Source organism: Stutzerimonas chloritidismutans, from assembly GCF_038562055.1.
Taxonomy (GTDB): Bacteria; Pseudomonadota; Gammaproteobacteria; order Pseudomonadales; family Pseudomonadaceae; genus Stutzerimonas; species Stutzerimonas chloritidismutans_A.
Map to the genome: position 1 here is coordinate 418,279 of NZ_JBCFXD010000001.1, position 25,174 is coordinate 443,452.

The following is a 25,174-nucleotide window of genomic DNA, read 5'->3' on the forward strand; positions in this document are numbered from 1 at the left end:
GTTAACGTTGAGGCCCTTGGGAAATCTTCACTGGCGCGGAGGGCGCGCGCTGACAGTACGAGTAGTACGGCAAGCGCGCCCGACAAAGCCAGAGGAGATTTCCCATGGCATCAACCGTAGCGACCGGTGATGTAGTCTTCGGTCTGCTTCTTTTCGGGATTGGTGAACAGCGTATCGGTGTCGCCATATTCGATCAGCTTGCCCATGTACATGAACGCGGTGTAATCCGACACCCGCGCGGCCTGCTGCATGTTGTGGGTGACGATGACGATGGTGTACTTGGCCTTGAGCTCATAGATCAGCTCTTCGACCTTCAGCGAGGAGATCGGGTCGAGCGCCGAGCTCGGCTCGTCGAGCAACAGCACTTCAGGCTGCACAGCGATGGTGCGGGCAATGACCAGACGCTGCTGCTGACCACCAGAAAGACCGAGGGCCGATTCGTGCAAGCGGTCCTTAACCTCTTCCCACAGCGCCGCGCCCTTGAGCGCCCATTCGACGGTCTCGTCCAGCACGCGCTTCTGCTTGATGCCCTGGATGCGCAGGCCGTAGACCACGTTCTCGTAGATGCTCTTGGGGAACGGGTTGGGCTTCTGGAACACCATGCCGACTCGACGACGCAGATCAGCAACGTCTTCACCCTTGCGGTAGATGTTGTGGCCGTCGAGGTTGATGGCGCCTTCAATGCGGCAGCCGTCGACCAGGTCGTTCATGCGGTTGAAGCAGCGCAGCAGGGTCGACTTGCCGCAACCGGACGGACCGATGAAGGCCGTTACGCGCTGACGCGGAATGTTCATGCTGACGTTGTAGAGCGCCTGTTTTTCGCCGTAGTAGAGGCTCAGGTCAGGCACTTCGATGGCCACGGCTTCATTGGCCAGGCTCAGCGCGCGCTTGTCGCGACCCAGCGCCGAGATGTCGATGGAATGCGTCTTTGCTTGTGACATGGATGTCTCCGTATCGCTGGAGGCTAGAAGCGCGGGCTGCGATCGTTGCAGCGCCGGGCCACCAGCGGGTCTGTCGGCTATTAGTGGTCGAGCGCTTTGTATTTTTCGCGCAGGTGGTTACGGATCACGACGGCCGAGAGGTTCAGCGTCGCGATCACCAGCACCAGCAGCAAGGCCGTCGCATAGACCAGTGGCCGCGCCGCCTCGACGTTGGGGCTCTGGAAGCCGACGTCATAAATATGGAAGCCCAGGTGCATGATCTTCTGATCCAGGTGCAAGTAGGGGTAGTTACCGTTGAGCGGCAGGCTCGGCGCCAGCTTGACCACACCCACCAGCATCAAGGGTGCTACCTCGCCGGCGGCACGGGCCACGGCGAGGATCAGGCCGGTCATCATCGCCGGGCTGGCCATCGGCAGAACCACTTTCCACAGCGTCTCGGACTTGGTCGCACCCAGCGCCAGCGAGCCTTCGCGGAGAATACGCGGAATACGGGCCAGGCCTTCCTCGGTGGCCACGATGACCACTGGCAGCGTCAGAATCGCCAGAGTCAAAGATGCCCACATCAGGCCCGGTGTACCGAACACCGGCGCCGGAGCGGCTTCGGGGTAGAAGATCCGATCAAGCGAACCACCCAGGACGTAGACGAAGAAGCCCAGGCCGAACACGCCGTAGACAATCGAGGGAACCCCGGCGAGGTTGTTGACCGCGATGCGGATGATGCGGGTCAGCACGCCTTGCTTGGCGTATTCACGCAGGTAGACCGCAGCGATCACACCGAACGGGGTGACGATCACCGCCATGATGATGGTCATCAGCACGGTGCCGAAAATTGCCGGGAAGATGCCGCCTTCAGTGTTTGCTTCACGTGGTTCGTCGCTGACGAACTCCCACACCTTGGCAAAGTAGAAGCCCAGTTTGTCGAGCGTCGACATGGCGTTCGGGCGGTAGGCACGCACGATCTTGCCGAGGCTGATCTCCTTTTCCTGACCGTCCATGGTGCGCATGGTGATGCTGTCGCGATTGAAGCCTGTGTAGAGCGAGGTCAACTCACCTTCAAGCGCCTTGTACTCGGCGTCCCACTGCGCACGCTCGGCATCCAGTTCAGCCTGGGCGGCCGCGTCGAGCTTATCATCCAGTTCGAGCTTGCGCGTTTTCAGGCGCAGGCGTTCCAGGCCATGGTTGATGCGGCCGATGTCGACCTTCTCCAGCTTGGCAATGTCAGCATGCAGCTCGTCGATGCGCTCAATCCGCTTTTGCAGCTCTGGCCATGCCGCCTCGCCCTCGGCGACCAGCTGGCCGCTTTCCTTGACGTTCAACAGCTCGCCATAGAAGTTGCCCCACTCGCGGCGCTCCAGCGCCACCAGATCGGCCGGCTTGCGCGAGTTGCTCAGCCACTCGCCAACGACCCAGGAGAAATCCGCGCCATAGACTTCGCGGTTACCGACCTTGAGCAGCTCACGGGTCATGAACTCGCCGCCTTCGACGTCCACCGGCAAGCCGCTGGCCGCCAGGCGTGCACGGGGCACTTCTTCAGCCTGTACCACTTCACCGGCCATCACCCGCGGCTCGGCACCCGGAATCTGGTAGTCAGCGACGATGACGTCGTCCGGCCAGAAATGCTCCAGGCCGCGCACGGCGATCACCGCCAGCAGGCCGAGGGTCATGATCACGGCGATGGATACGGCGCCGGCGTTCATCCAGACCCAGGGGCTGCCGCTCTTGATCCAGGTTTTCAGCGAATCCTTTTTCACGGATCGATACCTTTGTTGAAAACTTGTCGCAGCCGTCGCCGGCTGCGGTCTGTATTACAGGCTGGCGTACTTGCGACGCAGGCGCTGACGGATCAGCTCGGCCAGGGTGTTCATCACAAAGGTGAACATCAGCAGCACCATCGCGGCGAGGAACAGCACCCGATAGTGAGTACTGCCCACTTCTGACTCGGGCATTTCCACCGCCACGTTGGCCGCCAGGGTGCGCATGCCTTCGAAGATGTTGGCTTCCATGATCGGCGTGTTGCCGGTGGCCATCAGCACGATCATGGTTTCCCCTACCGCGCGGCCCATACCGATCATCAACGCGGAGAAGATGCCCGGACTGGCCGTCAGCAGCACCACGCGGGTCAACGTCTGCCAGGGCGTTGCGCCCAGTGCCAGGGAACCCAGGGTCAGACTGCGTGGCACGCTGAACACGGCGTCTTCGGCGATCGAGTAAATCGTCGGAATCACCGCGAAGCCCATCGCGATGCCAATCACCAACGCGTTGCGCTGATCGAAGGGAATCCCCATGTCGTTGGACAGCCACAGGCGCATGTCACCGCCAAAGAACCAGTTCTCCAGGTGCCCACTGACCGCCAGAGAGCCCCAGCCCACCGCCAGAATCACCGGTATCAACAGCAGCGCTTCCCACCCATCCGGCACGCTCAGACGGATGTTTTCCGGCAGTCGACTCCAGCACCAACCGGCCAGGAGGATCCCCACCGGCATCAGCAACAAAAGGCTGAAAATGCCGGGCAGGTGATTTTCCAGATAGGGCGCGAGGAACAGGCCGGCAAAGAAACCCAGGATGACCGTCGGCAGCGCCTCCATCAGCTCGATCACCGGCTTGACCTTGCGGCGTAGAGTCGGCGCCATGAAGTACGCGGTATACAGTGCGGCGCAGATCGCCAGCGGAGCGGCCAGCAGCATCGCGTAGAACGCGGCCTTGAGCGTACCGAACGCCAGGGGTGAAAGGCTCAGCTTCGGCTCGAAGTCACCGGTCGCCGAGGTCGACTGCCAGACGTAGTCCGGCTCCGGGTAACTTTCGTACCAGACCTTGCCCCACAGCGCGCTCCAGGAAATCTCCGGGTGCGGATTGTCGATCACGAAACGCTGCAGCTGGTCACCTGACTCGACCAACAGGCGCGTGGCCCGAGGCGACATGGCGGCGACGGCTGCGCCCTCGGCGACCTGCTCGGTCAGCAGCTCGCGATGAGCCGTGCTGTGGAAGATGCCCAGGGTGCCGCCGCTGTCGAGGGCAAGGAAGCCCTTGCGACGTTCTTCGGGAAGAATCTGTGTGATCGGTTGATCGGCCAGCTGGAAGTTGCGCACGTTCTTCAGTTCGGCCTGACCATCATTGCTGCGCACCATGAACCACTGACCGATGCCGCCCGCCGAGTCGCCAACCATCAGCGAGATGCCGCCCAGCAGCGAGGCCACTGTGGTGATCTCGCCTTTGCCGCCAAGCAGCTTGTAGCGACCATTGAGTTGCTTGCGGCGCAGATCGAAGACGTCGACGCTGGCGCGACCGCTCACGGCGAACAACCACATGTGCCGCGGATCGATGCGCAGCGCCTTGATTGGCTCGGAGAGTTGCGGCAGATCCATGCGCTCCTCTTCAAGCGTTGTTTCACCGGTCATCAGGTTCTCGGTGGAGGCGATTTTCAAGGCATGCAACGCGCCATTCGTCGCGCCTGCGACCATGAGGGTCGAGCCGTTGAGACTGATGCCGGCATGCTCGATGGGCCGACCCTGCGGGTCGAGGTTCAGCGGCGCCTCACCAAAGGGATAGTCCAGCTGCGGCGTGATGGTCTTTTTGCCTTCCGGGTAGCTGACCTTGTAGTTGTGCTCGGCAACCAGCACTTGGCCGTTGCTCAGCCCCAGCACCATGCGGCGATTGCCGGGTGTGTCCTGGCCGACCGAGACGATCTGGCTGCCAGCCGGCAGCGGTAGCTCCACGGTGCGCAGCAGCTCGCCCGTGGGTACGCTGAAGAACCGCACGGCGCCATCGCTGCCCAGACGCATCGCCACCTTGTTCTGCTCTTCCACGGCCAGCAGCAGCGGCTTGCCGGCGTCGGCCAGCCAGGCCGGCTGCTGCGCTTCGCGCGCCTCCAGTTCGGCGCCCTGAAACATGGGCGCGACGACCTGGGCGAGATAGAAGAAAATAAGTGTGATGGCGCCAAGCACGGCGAGGCCGCCAATGGAGACATACCAGCGCGCCAGTTTGTCTTTTAACGCGCGGATACGGCGCTTGCGCTGCAGGGCCGGGGTGTTGAAATCCAGCCGTTGCACATCGGAGTTCGCGCTCATGGTCTCGATATCGTTCATGCAAAGGTTCCTGGCCACTCAGGCCGCTTAAACTGCTGCGCCGTTGACGCGAGTCGTTTCCTGGCTTGATGGCCGGTCGGGCGCCTAATTTAATGCAGCTGTGTGACAGAAAAATTACAGCGAGGTGACGTGAAAACGCCCACCGGCGCAAGAAGCGTGGCGGGCGTCGGTCTCAAGCCTTGCAGCGGTCGCTGCAGGCCTGAACGCTACTGGGTTTAGTGGTTCTGCAGACCCAGGTCGCTGAGGGTCTTGTCGACCACTTTCTTCGGCAGCGGGATGTAGCCGTCCTTGACCACGACCTCCTGGCCCTGCTTCGACAGCACAAGCTTGAGGAACTCGGCGTCGATCGGGCTCAGCGGCTTGTTCGGCGCCTTGTTGACGTATACGTAGAAGAAGCGAGCCAGCGGGAACTTGCCAGCCAGTGCGTTCTCTTCGTTGGCTTCGAAGGCTTCGCCACCCTTGGACAGGGGCACGGCGCGGACGCTGGAAGTTTTGTAGCCGATGCCGGAGTAACCGATGGCGTTCAGGGTGCTGGAGATCGACTGCACCACCGAAGCGGAGCCCGGCTGCTCGTTGACGTTAGGCTTGAAGTCACCCTTGCACAGCGCTTCTTCCTTGAAGTAGCCATAGGTACCGGAAACCGAGTTACGACCAAACAGCTGGATCGGCTTGCTCGCCCACTCGCCAGTCAGGCCGACGTCACCCCAGGTGGTGATGTCCTTTTCGCCACCGCACAGGCGGGTGCTGGAGAAGATCGCGTCGACCTGTTCGATGTCCAGGCTCTTGATCGGGTTGTCCTTGTGGACGAACACGGCCAGGGCGTCGATAGCGACCGGCACGGCCGTCGGCTTGTAGCCGTACTTCTCTTCGAAGGCCTGAATTTCGTTGTCCTTCATCGGACGGCTCATCGGGCCGAGGTTGGCCGTGCCTTCGGTCAGCGCCGGCGGTGCGGTGGAAGAGCCAGCAGCCTGAATCTGGATGTTGACGTTCGGGTAGGCACGCTTGAAGTCTTCGGCCCACAGGGTCATCAGGTTGGCCAGGGAGTCGGAACCGACGCTGGACAGATTGCCGGAAACGCCGGAGGTCTTCTCATAGGTCGGCAGTGCTGGATCAACGGCGGCCACTGCGGTGGCAGCGCCTACACCAGCGGCAACAAAGGTCAGGGCCGCCATCAAACGATTCAGTTTCATTCCATGCTCCTAGCAGGGGTGTGTCAGTGTTTGGAACGGGGGCCATTGTCTGCAGGCCGTGTGAACACTCTATGAACTGAATATGACAATCTGGTGACGACACTGAACTTTAGGCCTGTCCGGTCGCTGTCCCAACCTACAGCCGCTATACTCGCCCCGCCCGCACTGCTGCGGGCTTTTCGCGCAAGAAAACAAACGCGCCGCGAGTCCAAGCGATGAACGAATACGAACAGGAAGATCCAATCCCGCAGGGCGACCTGGCCTTGCAGCTGACCGCCCTGCCGCGTGAGACCAACGGTTTCGGCGATATCTACGGTGGCTGGCTGGTGTCCCAGATGGATCTGGCCGGCACGGCCATGGCCAGCCGCGTCGCCGCGGGCCGTGTGGCCACGGTGTCCATCGACCGCATGGCCTTCATGGTGCCGGTGGCAGTCGGCGCGCAGCTGTCGTTCTATACCCAGACGCTGGATGTCGGCCGCAGCTCGATCCGCATGCTGGTCGAGGTATGGAGCGATGACCCGCTGTCCAGCGAATGGCGCAAGGTCACCGAGGCGGTTTTCGTCTTTGTGGCCATTGACGGCAGTGGACGCACCCGTCCGGTCACGCCGCGCCGCTAAACGACGATCATTGCAGCACGTAGCGGTTCTTCCCGGCCTGCTTGGCCTGGTACAACGCCGCATCGGCGGCCTGGTAAAGCTGCTCGGCAGTCTGCCCAGGCCTCCACATTGCGATGCCGATGCTTGTCGTGGCGCATGCACTCTGGGCCGACGCGGGGTGAGGTATGGCACGTTCGGCGAATGCCGACAGCAGCTGCGCCGCAATGGCTTGCGCCGAACTCGCATCGCAGTTGAGCAGCAGCAAGGCGAACTCTTCGCCGCCGACCCGTGCCGCCAGGTCCATCGGCCGCCGAGAGAATCGGCCCAATAGCTCGCCGAAATCACGGATCAACGCATCGCCGGCCGGGTGGCCGAGACTGTCGTTGTAGGCTTTGAAATTGTCCAGATCCAACAGTATCAGCGCCAACGGTTGGCGGTCCCGACGCGCCTGCAACAGCGTCTGGCGCAGGGCTGTATCAAAACTGCGGCGGTTGGCCAGACCAGTCAGCGAGTCGTGCTGAGCGACCCAGCCGAGGAGCTGACGCACCAGGAACTGCTCACGCTGCGAATATTCATGGATATAGCGGCTGATTGCTCCGATCGCCAACAGCAACAGGTAATAGCTGACCGCGATCCAGTGCACCTGCATTTCGCTGGACGACAGGATGAGCGCCGCCATCAGGATATCAATCACGATGATCGATGCCGCGCTGATCAGGGCGCGCCAGAAGGTGATGCCGAGAAAGAAAAACGAACAGACGATCAACAGACCGGCACCGTAGCGGAACGCCAATTCGGTCTGGGTGACCTCGTAGTGGATGTCGATGCGCGCCGCAACGATCCCGACCAGCACCAGCAGCAACGGAAACAGGCGATTGGCAACCAGACGGATTCGCCAGTTAAAAAGCGTCATCACAACAATCGCGACGCCCGGTGCCGCCTCCACCAGGCGCAATAGCGCCAGCTCACGAAGCCACTGCGGGTCCGACTCGGCATACAGCTGCCATTCGACATAGTGATAGCCGGCAACCACGATCAGCAGAAGGCAGGCGCCAAGAACCTGTGCGAAGCGTGCCTGACGTCCCAGGTAACGACGAAATTCGCGCTCCAGGTCCGGCGCAAACAGCAAACCACGAAAGCCCTCGAGCAGCTGTCTGCCATGCGGGGTATCGCGGAAATCTTCGGCGGACTGCTGTTCTAGGGGTTGCATCAGAGTTGCTCTTGGCAAGGCGCGGACAATGATATCACTTAGACATCATTTCGACGGTTTTCCCGATGAACGCACAGCAACCGCTCTGGGGCAGATCAATCCGCATCGCTCGACGCTTGCCGACGCTGGCAGGAGACTCCACTATCGGCTCACCTACACTGTTGGATGTATCGCGTGACCAGCCTTCTGCTCGCCCTATGGCCTCTGTTTGCCCTGATCATTGCCGGCTACTTTCTGCGCCTGCGCAACTTCCCCAACGAAGCCTTCTGGCCAGGCGCCGAGCGGATCAACTACTTCGTGTTATTCCCGGCCCTGCTATTCAGCAGCCTGGCCACCGCTCCGCTGGACAACCCCGCGCTGCCTCGCCTGGCCGGGGCAGTCATGCTCGCACTGGGGCTCGTGTGGGTGGCTTTATTGCTGCTCAAGCGCGTACGCGACTGGCCGGCGGCCCGCTTCGGTGCCTTTGCTCAGGGCGGGCTGCGTTTCAACACCTATCTCGGACTGGCGGCGGTGGGCAGCCTGTTTGGTAAGGAAGGACTGGCGCTGGCGGCGCTGATGCTGGCGCTGATGGTACCCACGGTAAACGTGATGTCGGTGTGGGCGCTGACCGCCGAGCGCGGCGTCAGTGTGCGCTCGTTGTTGCTGCCGATCCTGAAAAACCCGCTTATCCTCGCCTGCCTGACCGGCGCATTGGTGAATCTTTCAGGCGCGGGGCTGCCCGGCGGCACCGATCACTTGCTGAGCCTGCTGGCCGCTGCCAGCCTGCCCTTGGGCCTGCTGTGCGTAGGTGCCGCGCTGAAGCCGCGGGAGCTCGGTGGTGAAATCCCGGCGCTGGGCTGGAACTGCGCCCTGCGGCTCCTGGCGGTTCCACTCTTGGCCTACGCCGTCGCAACGCTGCTCCATCTGCCCATTATGGAAACAACCATCATCGTGCTGTTCTTTGCCCTGCCCACGGCACCCACCGCTTACGTGCTTACCCGCCAGCTAGGCGGAGACAGCCATCTGATGGCCGGTATCATCACCCTCCAGACGCTACTCGCCGCAGCCAGCTTGCCGCTGGTGCTGACGCTGCTCGAACGCTGACAGCCTTACCAAACACCCGTCATTGCAGCTGTTATTGCGCGGTCGTGGTGAAGCGACGCCGGGATAGGTTGCCGGCTGTAAACGAAGTGATCAGCCGCTGATAGTCGCCGCTTTCCCGCAGGGCTTGAAGCCCCCGGTCAAAGCGTTCGATCAGTTGTGCGGCGTCTGGCCGGCTGCGCGGGACGATGAGATGCATCGTCTGGCGGCTCAGTACCGAGCCGGACACATGAAAACGCGCTTGAGCCGCTCCGGTTGACTGTAGGGCATGGAGGCCCAGCTGAAGATCGGCCAGAAAGAAGTCATCTCGTCCTAGCAATAGCAACAGCGCGCATTCGTTCAAACCCCGCGGCGAATGGCGGACCAGCACCCCCTGGTCAACCAGCGCCTGGACTGCGGCTGGCAACTGCCAGCCCAGCGGGAGGCAAAGTCGCCCGCCGCTGACGCCGGTCAGATCATTGACCTCGACCGCCTCTTCAACGCGACTGAACAGGTGCTGCTGCGACACGTACAAGGGTGCCGAATAAAGAAACACCTGCTCGCGCTGGTTGGCCCGGATATAGGGAAATGTCGCGTCGTATTCGCCGCGCAGGGTCATCATGTAGCCCCGCTTCCACGGCTGCCAGGCAAGCGATGACGCGGTTCCGCTGCGCTCGAGTGCCGCTAGCACAACCTCCGTGAGCATCCCTCCCCCGGCCAGATTTCGCCCCGTGAGCGGAGCGTAGTCATCGCCTGTCACTAACTCCAGTTCCGTCGCATACGCACCGAAACAGGCGGCCAGACTGAACAGAAACGTCCGGCTCCAAAGTCCTTTCATCAACACCCTTGCCGCCCTAGCAAACGAATGGAGCGCAGCCTGCGCCACGCGTAAAAGAAGTTTCGCGATCAGCGCAGCGGATTTCGCTAGCGAACAACCTGGCCGCGCGACAGGCGCAACAGCAGCACTGCCATGCCAACCCCGGCAGCAATCAATGCCAGCATCGGCCCCAGGTAGCCGACCAGCTCCTGCAGCCATGCGAGCAGTTGGCGAAGGATCATCAGGCTGTTTACCTCGCCCTCAGTCCTGAGCCGATAGGCCCCCGCCTGCCAGATCTCGTAGGCCAACCGAAGTGGCCAGAGACACAAGGGCAGCAGCAACAGGCACACCCAGAACCCACTACGCCGCCATGGCCCTAGCAGCCCCCAGGGACGAAAGGCTGCGCGAATCAGCTGGAAAAAGCAGACGCTGTAGTAGGCGATCAACAACAAAACTAACGCGTTGTTCCATGAGGGCTCACGCCAGAGCTCATGTCCTGCGGCCCCGGCAAGCCCCAGGCTGAGCAAGGCCCAGACAAGAAGAAAGAAGCGTTTCATCGCAGCCCCAGTTGTCGGTTGTCAGTTATCAGTGAATGCCCATCGGAACAGAATCTTTCAAGGCATACGCACAACCGCTTCACGAAACCGGCTGAGAAACGTCGCGGACAGGCCGGCTTCGAGCAGCCGCGCACGTATCAGAACAGGCTGAGCTGGTCGGCCACCGGCTCGCCCGGCGGCGACGGCTTTGCCACGCAAGCCGCCTCGGCTCTGCCCATTCCGTCGCTCGAAGCCAATCGCTCGGCGAGCCCGGCGGCGCGCTCGGCACGGGTCGACACTGCCTCGGTGAGACGTGCCGGCAACGCCCAGATCTCCACCTGGCGCTTGGCGCGGGTGATACCGGTGTAGAACAGCGAGCGGGTCAGCAGCGGGCTGGGCTGCTCCGGCAACGCCAGCAGCACCTCGGTGAATTCCGAGCCCTGGCTTTTGTGCACGGTCATGGCGAAGGCGCTGTCGTGGCTCGGCAGTCTTGCCGGCGCGAAGCCGCGAAAACCCTCGTCGCCCTCGAAGAACACCCGCAGGCCCTGCTCGGTTTTCAGACACAGGCCGATATCGCCGTTGAACAGGCCCAATGCGTAGTCGTTCTGCCGGACCATCACCGCGCGGCCGGGATACCAACGTTCGCGGGCCGGAACACCAAGGCGGCGCTTGAAACGTGCCTCCAGCGCCTCGTTGAGGCCGGTCACACCGAACGGGCCCTCGCGCTGCGCGGTCAGTGCGCGAAAGCCGTTGAAGGCCTCGAACGCCGCGCCTGGATCGCCCTGCCGTGCGGCCTGCAGATAGGGCGCGTAGCCTTGCTCCAGCCGCACGATCAAGGCGGTCGGGCTGGGCGTCGCGTTCCAGGCGAGATCCGCACGGCCTTCCTGCAGCAACGCGACGGTGCCTTTAGCCTCGCCAGCGTTGATCCGCCGCGCCAGCTCGCCGATGCCGCTGTCGCCGGCGAAGCGGTGGCTGTGGGTGAGCAGCACCACTGCATCGCCCAGGCGCGAGCGCGGCGTCTCGACCGCTACGCTCTGCCCGGTAATGCGCTGCAGATCGGCCGCGGCCTGGGCATCGAAACCACGCCCTTCGCAGAGTTCGGCGAACACCGCGCCGGCCTCGACGGCGGACAGCTGATCCTTGTCGCCGAGCAGGATCAGCCGCGCCTTCGGCGGCAGCGCGGCGACCAGCTTGGCCATCAATGCCAGGTCGACCATCGAGGCTTCGTCCACCACCAGCACGTCCAGCGCCAGCGGATTGGCCGCGTCATGCCGCACCTTCGGGCTGTCGCCGCGGCTGCCGAGCAGGCGGTGCAGGGTGCGCGCCTCGTCCGGCAGGGCGTTCTTCACCGCATCACTGACCGGCAGCTCGGCCTTGGCGTTGCGGATCGCCTCAGCCATGCGCGCCGCGGCCTTGCCGGTGGGCGCGGCGAGGCCGATGGCCAGGCGTTCACCGCCGGGCTGCTCGAGCAGCGCCGCCAACAGGCGCACCACCGTGGTGGTCTTGCCGGTGCCGGGCCCGCCGGAGATCACCGCCAGACGTCGGCGTACCGCCTGAGCCGCGGCGAGGCGCTGCCAGTCCGGGCTCTGCTGATTGAAGGCAAACAAGCGCGCCAGGCTGTCGCTCAGCCGAGCCTCATCGACATCCGGTGCGTCCGCCGTGCGAGCCAACAGCTGTTCGGCCAGCTGCTGTTCGTAGGCCTGGTAACGGGCCAGGTAAAGCCGGTTGCCGAGCAGGGTCAGCGGCGCGTAGTCGTCTGGCGCACCGACCAGCGAAGAGGCGTCGAGCTGAGCGCGCCATACGGGTAGCGCCGGCATGCTGAGATCGACATCGGGCCAAGGCCGTCTGCCAGCCAGGCGTTCCAGTGGCAGACAGACGTCGCCCGACGCCAGCGCCTCACAACACAGCGCGGCGGCGAGCAGCACCGGCTCGGACGCCTCCGGCTCAAGGCGTTGCAGGCTGGCGACGAAAGCGCGCTCCAGCGGGCCGAGCGGGAGATCGGCAAGGGTCATATGTCGCTCCTGATAGGCAGGAAGGCGCTGCCACGCCCACATTCGCGGTCAATGCTGCCAAAGCGCACCATCACCGCCCCTCCTCAAACAACCGATCCAGCGCATCGAGCAAGGCATCATCCGGCCTCGCGAAATACACCCCGGCATCCGGCATGCCGCGCAGGAACAGGTAGAAGGCACCGCCCAGCTGATCGTCTTGAAAATCCGCCAGCCGCTGGCGCAGGAAGCGGCGCAGCGCCACCAGGTAGATCAGGTATTGCAGGTAGTAATGCTCGCCCGCCAGCGCTTGCAGCAGCCGTTCGCCGCCGTAGTAACCCGCATCCGGGCCGAGCCAGTTGGACTTGTAGTCGGCGATGTACCAGCGGCCGTCGTGCTCGAAGGTCAAATCGATGAAGCCTTTGAGAAAGCCCTTGAGGCTGTCGAACTCCAGTCGCGCCGCGGCTTCCCGTAGAGGATCGGAGAGACCGTTGGCCGGGTCGGTCAGCAAGCTGCGCAGCTGCGCCACATCCAGATCCCGCACCGGAAAGGTGAAGCCCAGTTCCGGCAGGCGCCTGGCCGACTGCAACGCGGCGAGGGTCAGGCCGGCCCCGTCCATATCGGTTTCCAGCACCTTCTGCAGATGGCTGATGGCGATCTCCTTCCACTCCAGCGGCAGGCCGTAGGCCTGCAACGCCGGCTCGACCAGCGCCTCCAGCTCGCCCTTGCCCCGCGCCCAGTCTTCGAGGATCGCATGCAGGCAGGTTCCCGCCCGCGCACCACGGGGAAAGGCGAAGAAGCCGCTGCCAGGCTCGCCGGCATCGGGGATGGCCAGAGCGTCGCGGTCCGGCGCTTCCATGTGCATGCCGGCGGCCAGCCCGGAAAAGCTGCCGATGCGCCAGGCGCTGTAGAGGTTGCGGTTTAGCTGCGACAGCTGCTCGGGCGGCGCCGCCCGGCCGGGGCCTTGAGCACTGGCTTCACGCGGCTCCAGCGGCAGGTAGGCCATATGACCGTCGCTCTGCTCGACCAGCCGCTCGATGGCCAGGCGCAGGCTGCCGCCGGTGAGATCGGCCAGATGATGGCCCAGCTCGCTCAGCGGCTGCTCGCCGGGGAGATCGCGGCCATGCAGCAGCCAGGCCAGGGCACTGCTGTGCAGGCCTTCGTCGGGCAGGCTGCCATCCTTCTTCGCCTTGGGCAGGCTCACCGGCCCCCAGTGCAGCCAGAGCCGATCACGCGCGCGGGTCAGGGCGACGTAGGCCAGCCGTAGCTGTTCGGCGAACACCTCCTGACGGGCGCGTTCGAGGTTGTCCTCCAGTTCGCCGCTGCCCAGATCCAGCAGCGGCTGGCCACTGGCGTCGTGGCAGCGGGCACTGTCGCGGTTCTTGCCGAGCAGCTTGCCGTCCCAGAGGAAGGGACAGAACACCAAGGGGTATTCCAGACCCTTGCTGGTGTGGATGGTGACGATCTGCACCCGCTCGGCATCGCTTTCCAGCCGCAGCAGGGCTTCCTCGCCCGCACCTTCGCTGCCGCGCTGGGCATTGAACCAGGCCAGCAGCGGCTCCAGCCCTGGGCGCAGCAGGCTTTCGGCCTGCAACAGTTCGCCAAGGTGCAAGAGGTTGGTCAGCCGCCGTTCGCCATCCACTCGCGCCAACAGTCGTTCGGCCACCGCCTGCTCGTCGAGCCAGGCACGGAACACGCGCATGAAGCCCTGCTGCTGCCAGAGCTGGTGATAGCGCTCGGCGGCTTCGCGCTCGGCGTCCCATTGCTGCTGATCGTCCTGACAACGGGCCAGATCAGCGGCGCTGCGGCCCAGTAAACGCGTGGCCAGGGCATGACGCAGCAAGCCTTCGCGCCCCGGTTCGGCGTACGCCGCCAGCACCGCGGCCAGCTCACCCGCCTCCTCGCTGCGCCAAACGCTGTCGCGGCCCCGGCGCACGCTGGGGACGCCGCGCGCCGCCAGTTCGTCGGCGATCATCCCGGCCTGGCGGTGGTTGGCCACCAGCACGGCAATATCGCCGCCCTTGAGCGGCGTGAACACGCCGTCCTGGTCGAAACCGGCGCGACCCTCGGCGGCGCCGGCCAGCTGCAGGGCGATTCGCCGTGCGGTGTCGCTCGCCGCCAGCTGCGACGCTTCGCCCTTGCCCAGCGGATCGTCGCCGAGCCAGACCAGCGACAGCGGCGCGGCCTCGCGCTCCTCCACCAGATGCAAGCTCGCACGCGGCTTGTCGGCGGCACCCACCGGCGGATAGCGCAGGTCAGGCTGGGCGAAGGGCTGCGGGTGGTCGAACAGCTGGTTCAGCGCGGCGATCAGCTCAGGCGTCGAGCGGTAGTTGGTCGGCAGGTTGAACGGCTCGCGATCGGCCTGTTGCTTGGCGGTCATATAGGTCGCCAGATCCGCCCCGCGGAAAGCATAGATCGCCTGCTTGGGATCGCCAACGAAACACAGCGAAGCCTCGCCCCCCTTGGCATAGATGCGGTTGAAAATGGCGTACTGGATCGGATCGGTGTCCTGAAACTCGTCGATCAGCGCCAGCGGATAGGCGGCACGCAGCGAGGCCGCCAGGTCCTCGCCGACCGGCCCTTGCAGCGCCTGCTCCAGACGATTGAGCAGATCGTCGAAGGCCAGTAGCCGCTGCGCCGCCTTGCGTTCGGGCAGCTCGCGGTTGAGGCGCTCCAGCAGCGCGACCTGCAGCGCGATCAACCGCTGCTTGCCCGCTGGCAGCGCCTCGGCGACCTGATCGGCCAGCTCGTCCAGTGCATGGGCCAATTCGCAGACCGGCGCGTCGTGGCCCTTCTTGCACGCCTTGTTCAGCGCACGCACGCCGAACTTCGCCGCGCCCTCGGGCAGGTCGAACATCACCGCCGGGTCGGCGAAATAGGCGTCCAGTTCCGCCTGCCAGGGGGCGAACTTGATGCTTTTGTGGGTGCTCTGGCTGAGCCCGTCATGGGCCAGCAGCTCGGCGACCCAGGCGCTGCCCGCCTGCGTCCACAACCCGGCGGCGCGCTGCCAGGCGGCCTCGACCGGACGCAGATCGGCGGCGACTGGAGCCCCCTGCGGCTCGACCCGCAGGTAGGGTTTGCCCAGATGGCTGCGCAGGCGCTGACGGAACCACACCGGCGTGATGCGGCTCTTGGCCAGAAAGCGCGCCCAGGCCGGGTCGGCGTCAGCCAGTTCGCTGCGCCAGGCATCGGCGAGCAGCGCATCAATGAGCTCGCGGTCGTCGGCGGTCAGCTCGCTGTCGAAATCGCCCCCGGCCTCGAAAGCCGCATCCTGCAGGGCGCGCTGGCAGAAGCCGTGGATGGTGAAGATCGCCGCCTCGTCGAAGCCGTGCACGGCGAGCAACAGGCGCCGCCGCGAGGCTTCGTCCGGGTAGCGGGCATGCAGGCGGTTGAGGAAGTCGTCGCCGCTCGGTGTGCCTTCATACACGGCGAGCAGATCAGCCAGCCGTGCGCGGATACGCTCGCGCAGCTCGGCGGTGGCGGCGGTGGTGTAGGTGACCACCAGAATCTGCCCCACCGAGAGCTGGCGCTCCAGCAGCAGACGCGCATAGAGCGCGGTGAGCGTCCAGGTCTTGCCGGTGCCGGCGCTGGCCTCGATCAGCGAGCGGCCATCGAAGGACGAATCGAGCAGGTCGAGTTTCATTGGTCTTCATCCTCGTCGGCCAGGGCGTCCAGCGCCGGGCCTAACAGCTGCTCGGCCAGCGCTTCGAATCGCTCGTCCAGCGGATCGCGGTCGCGGAAGGCCAGGGCGCTCCAGGGGTCTTCGGCTTCGGCGGCGATGGGGCTGAACTCGGCGCCGAGCCAGGCTTCGCGGGCGCGCTTGCGGGCGCAGTCCAGCGGCTCGCTGCCGCGGCTCGGCTTGCGGTAGCCGCGGGCAAAAGCCTGACTGCTGCGCGGCAACAGCGGCAGCGGCTCGCGGATGGCGCTGCGATAGGCCACCAGCCAGGGCTCCAGCAGTTCGGCCGCGTTCGACAACGGCCCCAGCTGCCAGTCACCGGCGGGCGACAGCATCAGGCTGTGGCGCTCGATACCGGGCGTGGCGGACAGGTTGAGCAGCAGATGACGCAGCCAGAACGGCGGCAGGTCCCACTCACCGAGACGGCCAAGCTTCCAGCCGAACAGTCCGGCCGGGGTCACGCCATCGAGCCAGCCATGGATACGCACGCCGGCCAGGGTGATGTCCACCGGCAGCGGCTCGGGCACCGCTTCCGGGCGCAGTTCGAACAGGCGCGGCGCAAAGGCACGCACCGGCCCGCGCAGCTTGCCCCACAGCGCCTGGCCCAACTCGCCCGTCGGCAACCAACCTGCGGCGCAGGCCATACGTCGTTCGTCTTCATCACTCCAGCCGTGCTCCATCGCCTGCAGCGACAGGCGCCGCAGGCCGTTCCAGGCCGGCATCTCCAGATCGAAGGGCTCGTCGCTGGCGAGCGATTCTTGATCGTCAGCCAGGCGCAAACCGAGGCGCTGCTCGAGCAGAAAGCGCGCCGGATGACGGAAGCACTGCAACAGCTGCGACGGCTCGATGGTCAGCCAGGCCTCGTCCGGCTCGGCGAGCAGGCTGGCGAAGGGTTGCGGCTGAGTCTGCGGCGGCTCGGCCAGGCGCTTGGCGGCGCGGAACCAGGGCAGCGAAAAACCCGCACAGGGCGCGTTGCCGAAATTGCGTGGCGAGAACGGCTGCAGCGGATGCGCGATGAGGATCTTCTGGCTGACCGGCTTCGCGCCATCGACCAGCACGGCCGTCATGTCCACCGCCTCGAGCACCTCGCTGAGCAGCACCGACGGCGGCAGCACGGCGTTGTCGCGCGGGTCGCGGCCGACGTAGGACAGGTACAGCGCCTGGCGCGCCGAGAGCAGCGTCTCCAGCAGCAGGTAGCGGTCGTCGAGGCGCCGCGCCCGGTCGCCACGGCGCGGATGCCGGCCGATCAAATCGAAGCCCGACGGCGGTGTGCGCCGCGGAAAGGCGCCGTCGTCCAGCCCAAGCAGGCAGACCACGCGGAACGGCAAGCTGCGCATCGGCACCATGGTGCAGAAGGTCACCGCACCGGTAAGAAAGCCCGAGGCGCCGCCGCCCTGCTGCAAGGCGGTGCTGAGCTGCTGGTGCACCAGTTCCAGTTCGATGGGTCGCGTCAGGTCCGCGGCCTGGGCCTGATCGCGCAACGCCGCGCAGGCTTGGGACAACAAGAGCAGCGTGTCGCCGGCTTCGCGCTCGTCGAACAGGGTGTCGATCAGCACCTGCAGGTCATCGGCCCATTCGGCCAGCGGACGCGGCCGGGCGAGCTGGTCGGCCAGCGTGCCGAGCCGATCGACGAATTCCACCAGCCGCCCGAGCAACTGCCCGCGCGCGCCTTCCAGGGCATCCAATGGCCAATGCTCGCCGAGCAGTGGCGCGTGGTTGCCAGCCAGTTGCGGCGGCGCAGCAAAACCCAGCAGCAGTCGGTCCAGCCCCTGGCGCCAGGTAAAGGCTGATTCGTCGGGCAAGCCCAGGCGAATACGCTGACTGCCGTCACGGCCCCAGCGCACACCGGCTTCCCGCAACCAATCACGCAACAGCGGTAGGTCTTCGCTTTCGATGCCGGCGCGGCGGGCAACGGCCGGCTGCTCCAGCCAGGCCAGAACTTCTTCGGCGGCAAACCGGCTCTGCGCCAGCAATAGGAGTTCGAGGAAGGCCTCAATCAACGGCATTTCGGCACGCAGGCTGCGGTCGGCGAGGCTGTAGGGGATCCGCGGGCTGCCCTCGCGCGGGGCGAATACCGCCTCGATGAAGGGCGCGTAACGCTCGATATCCGGCGTCAGCACCACCACCTGGTCCGGCGTCAGCGCCGGGTCGGCGGCGAAGCGCGCCAGCAGCTGGTCATGGAGGATCTCCACCTCGCGCAGCGGCGAGTGGGCGATATGCACCTCCAGCGAACGGTCGTTCTCGGCCAGACTGATGCGCTCATCAGGCAGGCGGGTGCGCAGGCGCAGGATGTCGTTCTGCAAGGCGTGCAGCAGGCTGTCGTCATGCAGGTCTTCGTCTTCGGAATACAGACCGAACTCCTGGCTCCCTTCGCTGGCGGTCAGGCTGAACAGCGAGTCGAAGAAGTCGCGGCCCTGCTTGCCGAGACTGGCCAGCAGCGGATGGCCCACATCCAGATACCAGTCATCGGCGCCGGACGGCTGGGGAGCTACTGCGCTCGGGGAGGCTTCGTTAAAACCCAGCTCGGGATGCTCATGTACGGCCTGTACACTCCGCTCCCTCGCCGGGTTTTGCCTCGCCTGCTCTTCGCTCGCGACGCTCCCCAGCCGCCCGGAAGAAGGAAGCTGCCTGGCCAGCTCGCGGATATCGCGGATCTCGCCCCAGGCCTCTCGGCTCGGGTTGAGCGCGCAGACCACCACGTCGATATGCCGGGCCAGGCCGTCGAGCACGCGCAGGTGGTGCGGCGGCAGGCTGCTGATGCCGAACACCAGCAGGCGCTCGGGCAGGCCTGGCAAGGCCTCGTCGCGGTAGAGGCGTTGCAGCAGGTCGCCGAGCAGCCGTGCGCGGTGCGGATGGCCGTCCTTGGTCAGCTCGCGCCAGAGCAGCGCCTGCCAGGCTTCGTCGGGACCGAGGTCGAGGGTGTCGCCACGCTCCCAGGCCGCCAGCCAGTCGTCGCGATAGAGCAGGTACTGGTCGAACACGTCGGCGATCTTCGCCGCCAGTGACAGCCGACGGCGCTCGTCGCCACCGTCCAGGTACTGCGCCAGGCGCGGCGCCAGCTCGAGTTTGGCCGGCTCGCACAGCCAGCCGTAGAGGCGCCAGGTCAGGGTGGTCGGGGCGAACGCCGATTGCTCCGGCAGGCTGCCCAGCACGGTGCGGCTCAGGTCCCAGACGAACTTGGCCGGCAGCTGAATCTCCAGCTGCATGGCAATGCCCTGCTTGCGCGCCAACTCCAGCGTCAGCCAGCGCCCCATGCCCTGGCTCGGCACCACCACCAGCGCCGGGGCGAAGGGATCGGCAAGGGGCTGGGCGAGCAGGCGCGTGGCCAGTTCGCCGAGGGTTTCAAGGTCAGGGGCGTGGTAGAGGCTGAGCATGAGGGCGGCTTCGGCTGGGTCAGCGGCCAAGGGTAGCAAGTTCGGGTCGGCGCGCGGAGCGTGTCGTCCACCTGCCATGCGGCGATTGTTCCTACTCCTTTTGCAGGAAGCCAACGGTCCTTGTGATCAATATCAATGCCCCCACGGGCCGTAGGATATTTCATAGCAGGCAGTCCCCATGCACCTTTGCAGCCATCGCCTGCCTCAGGCTAGGAGCAACCGATGAAACTGAACCACCGGAACCTGCTGATTCTTTCACTGGGCGCAGCGCTATGCGCCTCACCGCTGGCGTATTCCGCCACTGATGGCGCCCAGGCCAAAGGCTCGGTAGAACGCAGCCATGCACGACAGGCCAACGCACTGCTTGATCGCGCCGCCACACACCTGCAGCAAGCGGGCCCGGAGCAGGCCCTTGCAGCCTTCAATGACCGTAAGGGCGGCTTCGTTGACGGCCAGCATTATGTGTTTGTCCTGGACACGGCCGGGACCATGCTCGCCAGCAACGGCGCTTCCCGTGCACTGGTCGGACTCAACGTGATGGACCTGAAGGATGCCGCCGGCCAGCCCTTCATCCGCGAGATCGTCGAAGGGGCGAAGACCAGCGACAGCGGCCAAGTCAAGTACCACTGGCTGAACCCGGCCGACAACAAGGTCGAGAACAAGACCAGTCTGTACCGCAAGGTCGGCGATCAGATTCTGGTGGTCGGCTACTACATCCCGCGCTCCTCGGCCGAACACGCACAGAAGATGCTCGACGAGGCCGTAGCGCTGGTGAAGCGTTCGGGGGAAGAGGCGGCCTATCAGGCCTTCAATGACCCTCAGGGCCGCTTCGTGATGAACGACGAGTACGTGTTCGTGATCGGCCTCGAGGATGGCAAATACCGCGCGAGTGGCGCTTCGCCCAACCTGGTGGGCGTCGACGTACGTGAAATCACCGACGCCGCCGGTACGCCGCTGTTCAAGCAGATGATCGAAATGGCCAAGGACAAGGGCACCGGGACCGTCGACTACGTGTGGCGCAACCCGGCCACCAATGCGGTGGAGAAAAAACACACCTTGATCCGTCGAGTCGATGACGTCCTGCTGGGCGTGGGCTACTACACACCTAAATGAGCCTGACGGCTCGGCAATAAGCACCTGTGGCGTCATCACTGATGTCATTTTGGTGAACGGCCGGCTACCGGCGATGGTCAACGTTCTATAACTCACAGCTTTCTGCCCTCCCAGGTGCAGGGAGCTGTGTCCGTTGATCATCCAGAGCCGGAGGCCTTGCCCGATGCTGACGCTGTTGCATCTGCTGTCCTCCATCGCGCTTCTGGTTTGGGGGACGCACATCGTGCGCACCGGGATCATGCGGGTGTACGGTTCTCATCTGCGTCGGCTGCTCGGCCACAGCATGGCCAATGCGCCCATGGCCTTTACCGCCGGGATTGGCGTTACGGCGCTGGTACAGAGCAGCAACGCCACCGCGCTGCTGGCTATTTCCTTCGTAGCCCAGGGCCTGATGGCGCTGCCCACCGCACTGGCAATCATGCTCGGCGCCGATGTCGGGACGGCGCTGATGGCGCGGGTGCTGACGCTGGACCTGTGTTGGCTGTCACCGCTGTTCACCCTGCTTGGGGTCTGCCTGTTTCTTTCGCGCAAACAGACCCGCGCTGGACAACTCGGTCGGGTGCTGATCGGCCTCGGCCTGATCATTCTGGCGTTGCAACTGATCGTGACCGCGGCCGCGCCGATCACCGAAGCGCGCGGCATGCGAGTGTTGTTCTCGTCGCTGGCCGGCGACACCCTGCTCGCCGTGGTCGTCGGCGCGCTGTTCGCCGTGCTGTCCTATTCCAGCCTCGCCGCCGTGCTGCTGACCGCGACCCTGGCCAGTGCCGGGTTGATCAGCCTGCCGGTCGCCCTTGGCGTGATCATCGGCGCCAATGTCGGCAGCGGTGTACTGGCCTGGCTCAACGCCACGCCGCAACCTCCTCCGGCTCGACGGGTAGCGCTCGGCAACCTGCTGTACAAGCTCGCTGGCCTGCTGGTGCTGCCGTTTCTGCCGATGCTGGTCGAGTGGATGGCGACGCTTGGCTTCAGCGCACAAACCCAAGTGATCGCGTTTCACCTGGCTTATAACTCGCTGCGCTGCCTGCTGTTGCTGCCCACGGTGGGCCTGATGGCGGGCCTCTGTGAGCGACTGCTACCGGAGCGTATTCAGGACAACGGCATTGCCCAGCCGCGCCATCTCGACCCCACTGCCCTGGATACGCCGACGCTCGCCCTGGCCAATGCCACGCGCGAAACACTGCGTATTGGCGACCTGGTGGAAACGATGCTGGCGCGCCTGCTCGAAGCGCTGCGCGAAGACCGGCCGGAGCCCGGCGAGGACATCCGTCGTCTGGACGATGACGTGGACGCCCTGTACAGCGGGGTCAAGCTCTACCTGGCACGCATGCCGCGTGACGATCTGGCCGAACAGGAGAGCCGGCGCTGGGCGGAAATCATCGAACTGGCGATCAATCTGGAGCAGGCCGGCGACATCATCGAGCATATGCTGGGCAAGGTGCAGAACCTGAAGATCTCCAAGCGCCGCTCGTTCTCCGACAGCGGACTGGATGAGCTCAGCCAGCTGCATACCCTGCTCACTGTCAATCTCGGCCTGGGCCTGTCGGTATTCCTGTCTGGCGATTCACACAGCGCCCGCCAGCTGCTGCAGCAGAAGCGCCAGTTTCGCAAGCTTGAGCGCGAGTTGGCCCATGCCCATGTACATCGCCTGCATCAGCAGGTGGTGGAAAGTATCGAAACCAGTGCTGCGCATCTGGAGCTGATCGCCGACATGAAGCGGCTCAATTCATTGTTCTGCAGCGCGGCGTACGCGGCGCTTGAAAGCTCCAGCTACGGCAAACAACGCGCCGCTGGCGAGTCTTCGACTGCTCGGGAAACACCGACCACCGAGCACCTCCCCGGCAAGCCAGCCTGATCAGTGCATGGGCTAGGCCTGCCCGGTCCAAGTGATTGCAGGGTTCAGCAGGCAATAAAAACCCCGGCGATGCATGGCATGGCCGGGGTCTAGTCAGCGCTGCGGGATGGTCAGTCCAGCTTGCGCCGGCGCTGCATCCAGACCACCAGACCAAAGAGCAGCAGGGCCGGTAGCCACATCCACTCCTTCGGCAAGCGGTCAGTGGGCGCACGCACCGCGAGGATTTCCTGGTCGAATTGCAGTCCCAGATCGGCCGCTGGGCTGCCGAAGGTCACGCTGTCGATCAGCACCTTGCCCTCATCTTCGTAGGTCATCACGCCGAGCTTCTCCAGCTTCTCTTCGCCGGTTTCGCCATCAGGGATCGCCACCAGCAAGCTGAACTCGCGCATATCGCCCACTGCGTCTTCACCACGGATACGCAGGCGCAGCTGGCCATCTTCATCGACCGCTTCGAGCGCCTGGACCAGCTGGGTAGGCGGTATGTCCCGGTACGGGTCGTGGACGATGTCCATCCAGAAGCCTGGGCGGAACAGCGTGAAGGCGATCAGCAGCAGCAGGATGCTTTCGTACCAGCGGCTACGGACCAGGAAGTAGCCCTGAGTGCCCGCCGCAAAGATCAGCATCGCCAGCGTCGCGATGACAAAAATCACCACGCCGTGCCAGAAATCCACATCGATCAACAGCAGATCGGTGTTGAAGATGAACAGGAACGGCAGCGCGGCGGTGCGCAGGCTGTAGTAGAACGCCACCACACCGGTCTTGATCGGATCGCCCTTGGACACGGCCGCAGCCGCGAACGAGGCCAGCCCGACCGGCGGCGTGACGTCAGCCATGATGCCGAAATAGAAGACGAACAGATGCACCGCAATCAGCGGCACGATCAGCCCGCTCTGCTGACCCAGCGCCACCACAACCGGCGCCAGTAGGCTGGACACCACGATGTAGTTGGCGGTCGTCGGCAGCCCCATGCCAAGGATCAGACTGAGGAATGCCGTCAGCAACAGCATCAGCATCAGGTTGCCCATGGACAGCAGCTCGACCAAATCGGCCAGCACCAGGCCTACACCGGTCTGTGACACTGCGCCGACGATGATCCCAGCCGCCGCTGTGGCGATGCCGATACCGATCATGTTGCGCGCACCGGCAATCAGACCTTCGCGCAGGTCAACCACGCCATCCATGAAGGTGCCGTGCTGGTGGCTGCCATCCTTGCGCAGCATCGAGAGCAGTGGGCGCTGGGTCAGCAGAATGATGACCAGCATCACTGAACCCCAGAAGGCAGACAGGCCGGGCGACAGACGCTCAATCATCAGGCACCAGACCAGCACCACCACCGGCAGCAGGAAATGCAGCCCTGAGAGCAATACCGGACGCGTCTGCGGCAGTTTTTCCAGCGGGGCGTCGGGATCTTCGGCGGGCAGCGGTGGGTTGCTCGCGGCGACTTTCAGCAGGGCCACATAGATCACCGCCAACAAGACGCCAATGACCCAGATGGCCGCATCACCCAGCGCCGGTTTGAGCCAGCCCAGCCCGTAGTAGACCGCCAGCGACACCCCGGAAATCAGCGCGGCGCCAAAGGCAAAGCCAATCAAACGCTGCATCCAGGGCTTGGCCACGTTTGCGCGAGGCAACGCCGTGAGGCCGAGCTTGAGCGATTCGAGATGAACGATGTAAACCAGCGCGATGTAGGAGATCAGCGCCGGCAAGAAGGCGTGCTTGATCACCTCAACATAGGGAATGCCGACGTACTCGACCATCAGGAAGGCGGCGGCGCCCATGACCGGCGGCATGATCTGGCCATTGACCGATGAGGCCACTTCCACCGCGCCGGCCTTCTCCGCCGAGAACCCGGTGCGTTTCATCATCGGGATGGTGAAGGTGCCGGTGGTCACCACGTTGGCAATGGACGAACCGGAGATCAACCCGGTCATGCCCGATGCCACGACCGCCGCTTTGGCTGGCCCCCCACGAAAATGGCCAAGCAGGCTGAAGGCCAGCTGAATGAAGTAATGGCCGGCCCCGGCGCGCTCGAGCAGGGCGCCGAAGAGCACGAACAGAAACACGAAGCTCGTAGAGACACCCAGGGCGATACCGAATACGCCCTCGGTGGTGATCCACTGGTGGTTGGCCAGCGCGGTGAAACTCACCCCGCGGTGCGCCAGCAGGCCGGGCATGTAGGGGCCGGCGAGGCTGTAGCCGAGAAAGATCAGCGCTATCACCGCCAGGGCCGGGCCGAGGGCTCGACGGGTGGCCTCCAGCAGCAGCGGAATACCGATACAGGCGGTAACCAGGTCCATGGTGGTGAGGTTGCCGGGGCGCTGTGCCAGCTGCTCATAGGCGATGAACAGATAGCCGGCGCTGGCGGCAGCAATCAGCCCGAGGGCGATATCGATCAATGGCACTCGGTCGCGCGGTGAACGCTTGAATGCCGGATAGGCGAGAAACGCCAGCAGCAAGGCAAACGCCAGGTGAATCGAACGCGCTTCGGTATTGTTGAACACACCGATGCGCAGCATGAAGGGCAACGGCGAGGCGATCCACAGCTGGAACAGCGACCAGAGCAGCGCGAGGCCGGTGATCAGCTTGGCCATAACGCCTTCGGGCAGCCGTGCGCCGACGTCCTTGGCAATCAGCTCTTCAGTGGAAAGTTGGTTGTCTTGCATGAAATCTGGCCTGTTTTTTCAGGGAACGGAAACCGCGAAACCCGCGGCACAAGGCACGCGGGTTCTCAGGCGAAAGC

15 protein-coding genes are annotated in these 25,174 nt (G+C 64.6%); 4 read left to right on the top strand and 11 right to left on the bottom strand.

Annotation, left to right across the window (positions count from 1 at the left end; translation table 11 throughout):
- Positions 1 to 110: 110 nt before the first annotated feature.
- The 4 genes from pstB to AAGW23_RS01895 form a co-directional block, all read right to left on the bottom strand.
- Positions 111 to 941 carry a phosphate ABC transporter ATP-binding protein PstB gene (gene pstB, locus AAGW23_RS01880; RefSeq protein WP_045423577.1) on the bottom strand — a complete coding sequence of 277 codons (831 nt, stop codon included), beginning with the start codon at positions 939 to 941 and terminating at the stop codon, positions 111 to 113.
- Between the two features lie 80 nt (positions 942 to 1,021).
- The gene (gene pstA / locus AAGW23_RS01885) at positions 1,022 to 2,692 is read right to left on the bottom strand and encodes a phosphate ABC transporter permease PstA (protein ID WP_342404658.1); all 1,671 of its coding nucleotides are present in this window, start codon (positions 2,690 to 2,692) and stop codon (positions 1,022 to 1,024) included.
- A 54-nt stretch (positions 2,693 to 2,746) separates the two neighbouring features.
- On the bottom strand, positions 2,747 to 5,023 hold the full coding sequence (locus AAGW23_RS01890) for an ABC transporter permease subunit (protein ID WP_342404659.1): 2,277 nt from the start codon (positions 5,021 to 5,023) through the stop codon (positions 2,747 to 2,749).
- Positions 5,024 to 5,238: 215 nt separating this feature from the next.
- A complete protein-coding gene (locus AAGW23_RS01895) occupies positions 5,239 to 6,213 on the bottom strand; it encodes a phosphate ABC transporter substrate-binding protein PstS family protein (protein WP_342404660.1) in 975 nt (324 codons plus the stop codon).
- A 215-nt stretch (positions 6,214 to 6,428) separates the two neighbouring features.
- Between AAGW23_RS01895 and AAGW23_RS01900 the strand changes: the two genes are divergently transcribed.
- The gene (locus AAGW23_RS01900) at positions 6,429 to 6,830 is read left to right on the top strand and encodes an acyl-CoA thioesterase (protein WP_102836616.1); all 402 of its coding nucleotides are present in this window, start codon (positions 6,429 to 6,431) and stop codon (positions 6,828 to 6,830) included.
- 7 nt (positions 6,831 to 6,837) lie between these two features.
- Here AAGW23_RS01900 and AAGW23_RS01905 read toward each other — a convergent pair whose 3' ends face one another.
- On the bottom strand, positions 6,838 to 8,019 hold the full coding sequence (locus tag AAGW23_RS01905) for a GGDEF domain-containing protein (RefSeq protein WP_342404661.1): 1,182 nt from the start codon (positions 8,017 to 8,019) through the stop codon (positions 6,838 to 6,840).
- A gap of 174 nt (positions 8,020 to 8,193) precedes the next feature.
- On the opposite strand from AAGW23_RS01905, the gene AAGW23_RS01910 reads away from it, so the two are divergent.
- Positions 8,194 to 9,102 (top strand): AEC family transporter, encoded by a 909-nt coding sequence (locus tag AAGW23_RS01910; protein ID WP_425540800.1) that lies wholly within the window; start codon positions 8,194 to 8,196, stop codon positions 9,100 to 9,102.
- 31 nt (positions 9,103 to 9,133) lie between these two features.
- On the opposite strand, the gene AAGW23_RS01915 is transcribed toward AAGW23_RS01910, so the two are convergent.
- The 5 genes from AAGW23_RS01915 to recC form a co-directional block, all read right to left on the bottom strand.
- Positions 9,134 to 9,916, bottom strand: a complete 783-nt coding sequence (locus AAGW23_RS01915; protein WP_342404663.1) for an ABC transporter substrate-binding protein — start codon at positions 9,914 to 9,916, stop codon at positions 9,134 to 9,136.
- An 86-nt stretch (positions 9,917 to 10,002) separates the two neighbouring features.
- Positions 10,003 to 10,452 carry a hypothetical protein gene (locus AAGW23_RS01920; RefSeq protein ID WP_342404664.1) on the bottom strand — a complete coding sequence of 150 codons (450 nt, stop codon included), beginning with the start codon at positions 10,450 to 10,452 and terminating at the stop codon, positions 10,003 to 10,005.
- Positions 10,453 to 10,589: 137 nt separating this feature from the next.
- Positions 10,590 to 12,443, bottom strand: coding sequence for an exodeoxyribonuclease V subunit alpha (recD, locus tag AAGW23_RS01925; RefSeq protein WP_342404665.1), 1,854 nt, complete (start codon positions 12,441 to 12,443; stop codon positions 10,590 to 10,592).
- A 70-nt stretch (positions 12,444 to 12,513) separates the two neighbouring features.
- Positions 12,514 to 16,062, bottom strand: coding sequence for an exodeoxyribonuclease V subunit beta (gene recB, locus AAGW23_RS01930; protein WP_342404666.1), 3,549 nt, complete (start codon positions 16,060 to 16,062; stop codon positions 12,514 to 12,516).
- Positions 16,059 to 19,469, bottom strand: coding sequence for an exodeoxyribonuclease V subunit gamma (gene recC, locus AAGW23_RS01935; RefSeq protein WP_342404940.1), 3,411 nt, complete (start codon positions 19,467 to 19,469; stop codon positions 16,059 to 16,061). Before recC ends, recB begins: the two co-directional genes overlap by 4 nt.
- Before the next feature lie 222 nt (positions 19,470 to 19,691).
- On the opposite strand from recC, the gene AAGW23_RS01940 reads away from it, so the two are divergent.
- Positions 19,692 to 20,582 (top strand): cache domain-containing protein, encoded by an 891-nt coding sequence (locus AAGW23_RS01940; protein ID WP_342404667.1) that lies wholly within the window; start codon positions 19,692 to 19,694, stop codon positions 20,580 to 20,582.
- A gap of 163 nt (positions 20,583 to 20,745) precedes the next feature.
- Entirely contained in the window at positions 20,746 to 22,434 is a 1,689-nt protein-coding gene (locus AAGW23_RS01945; protein ID WP_342404668.1) for a Na/Pi cotransporter family protein, read from the top strand.
- A gap of 110 nt (positions 22,435 to 22,544) precedes the next feature.
- Here AAGW23_RS01945 and AAGW23_RS01950 read toward each other — a convergent pair whose 3' ends face one another.
- Complete coding sequence (locus AAGW23_RS01950) at positions 22,545 to 25,097, bottom strand: TRAP transporter permease (RefSeq protein WP_342404669.1); 2,553 nt, start codon at positions 25,095 to 25,097, stop codon at positions 22,545 to 22,547.
- Between the last annotated feature and the right edge of the window lie 77 nt (positions 25,098 to 25,174).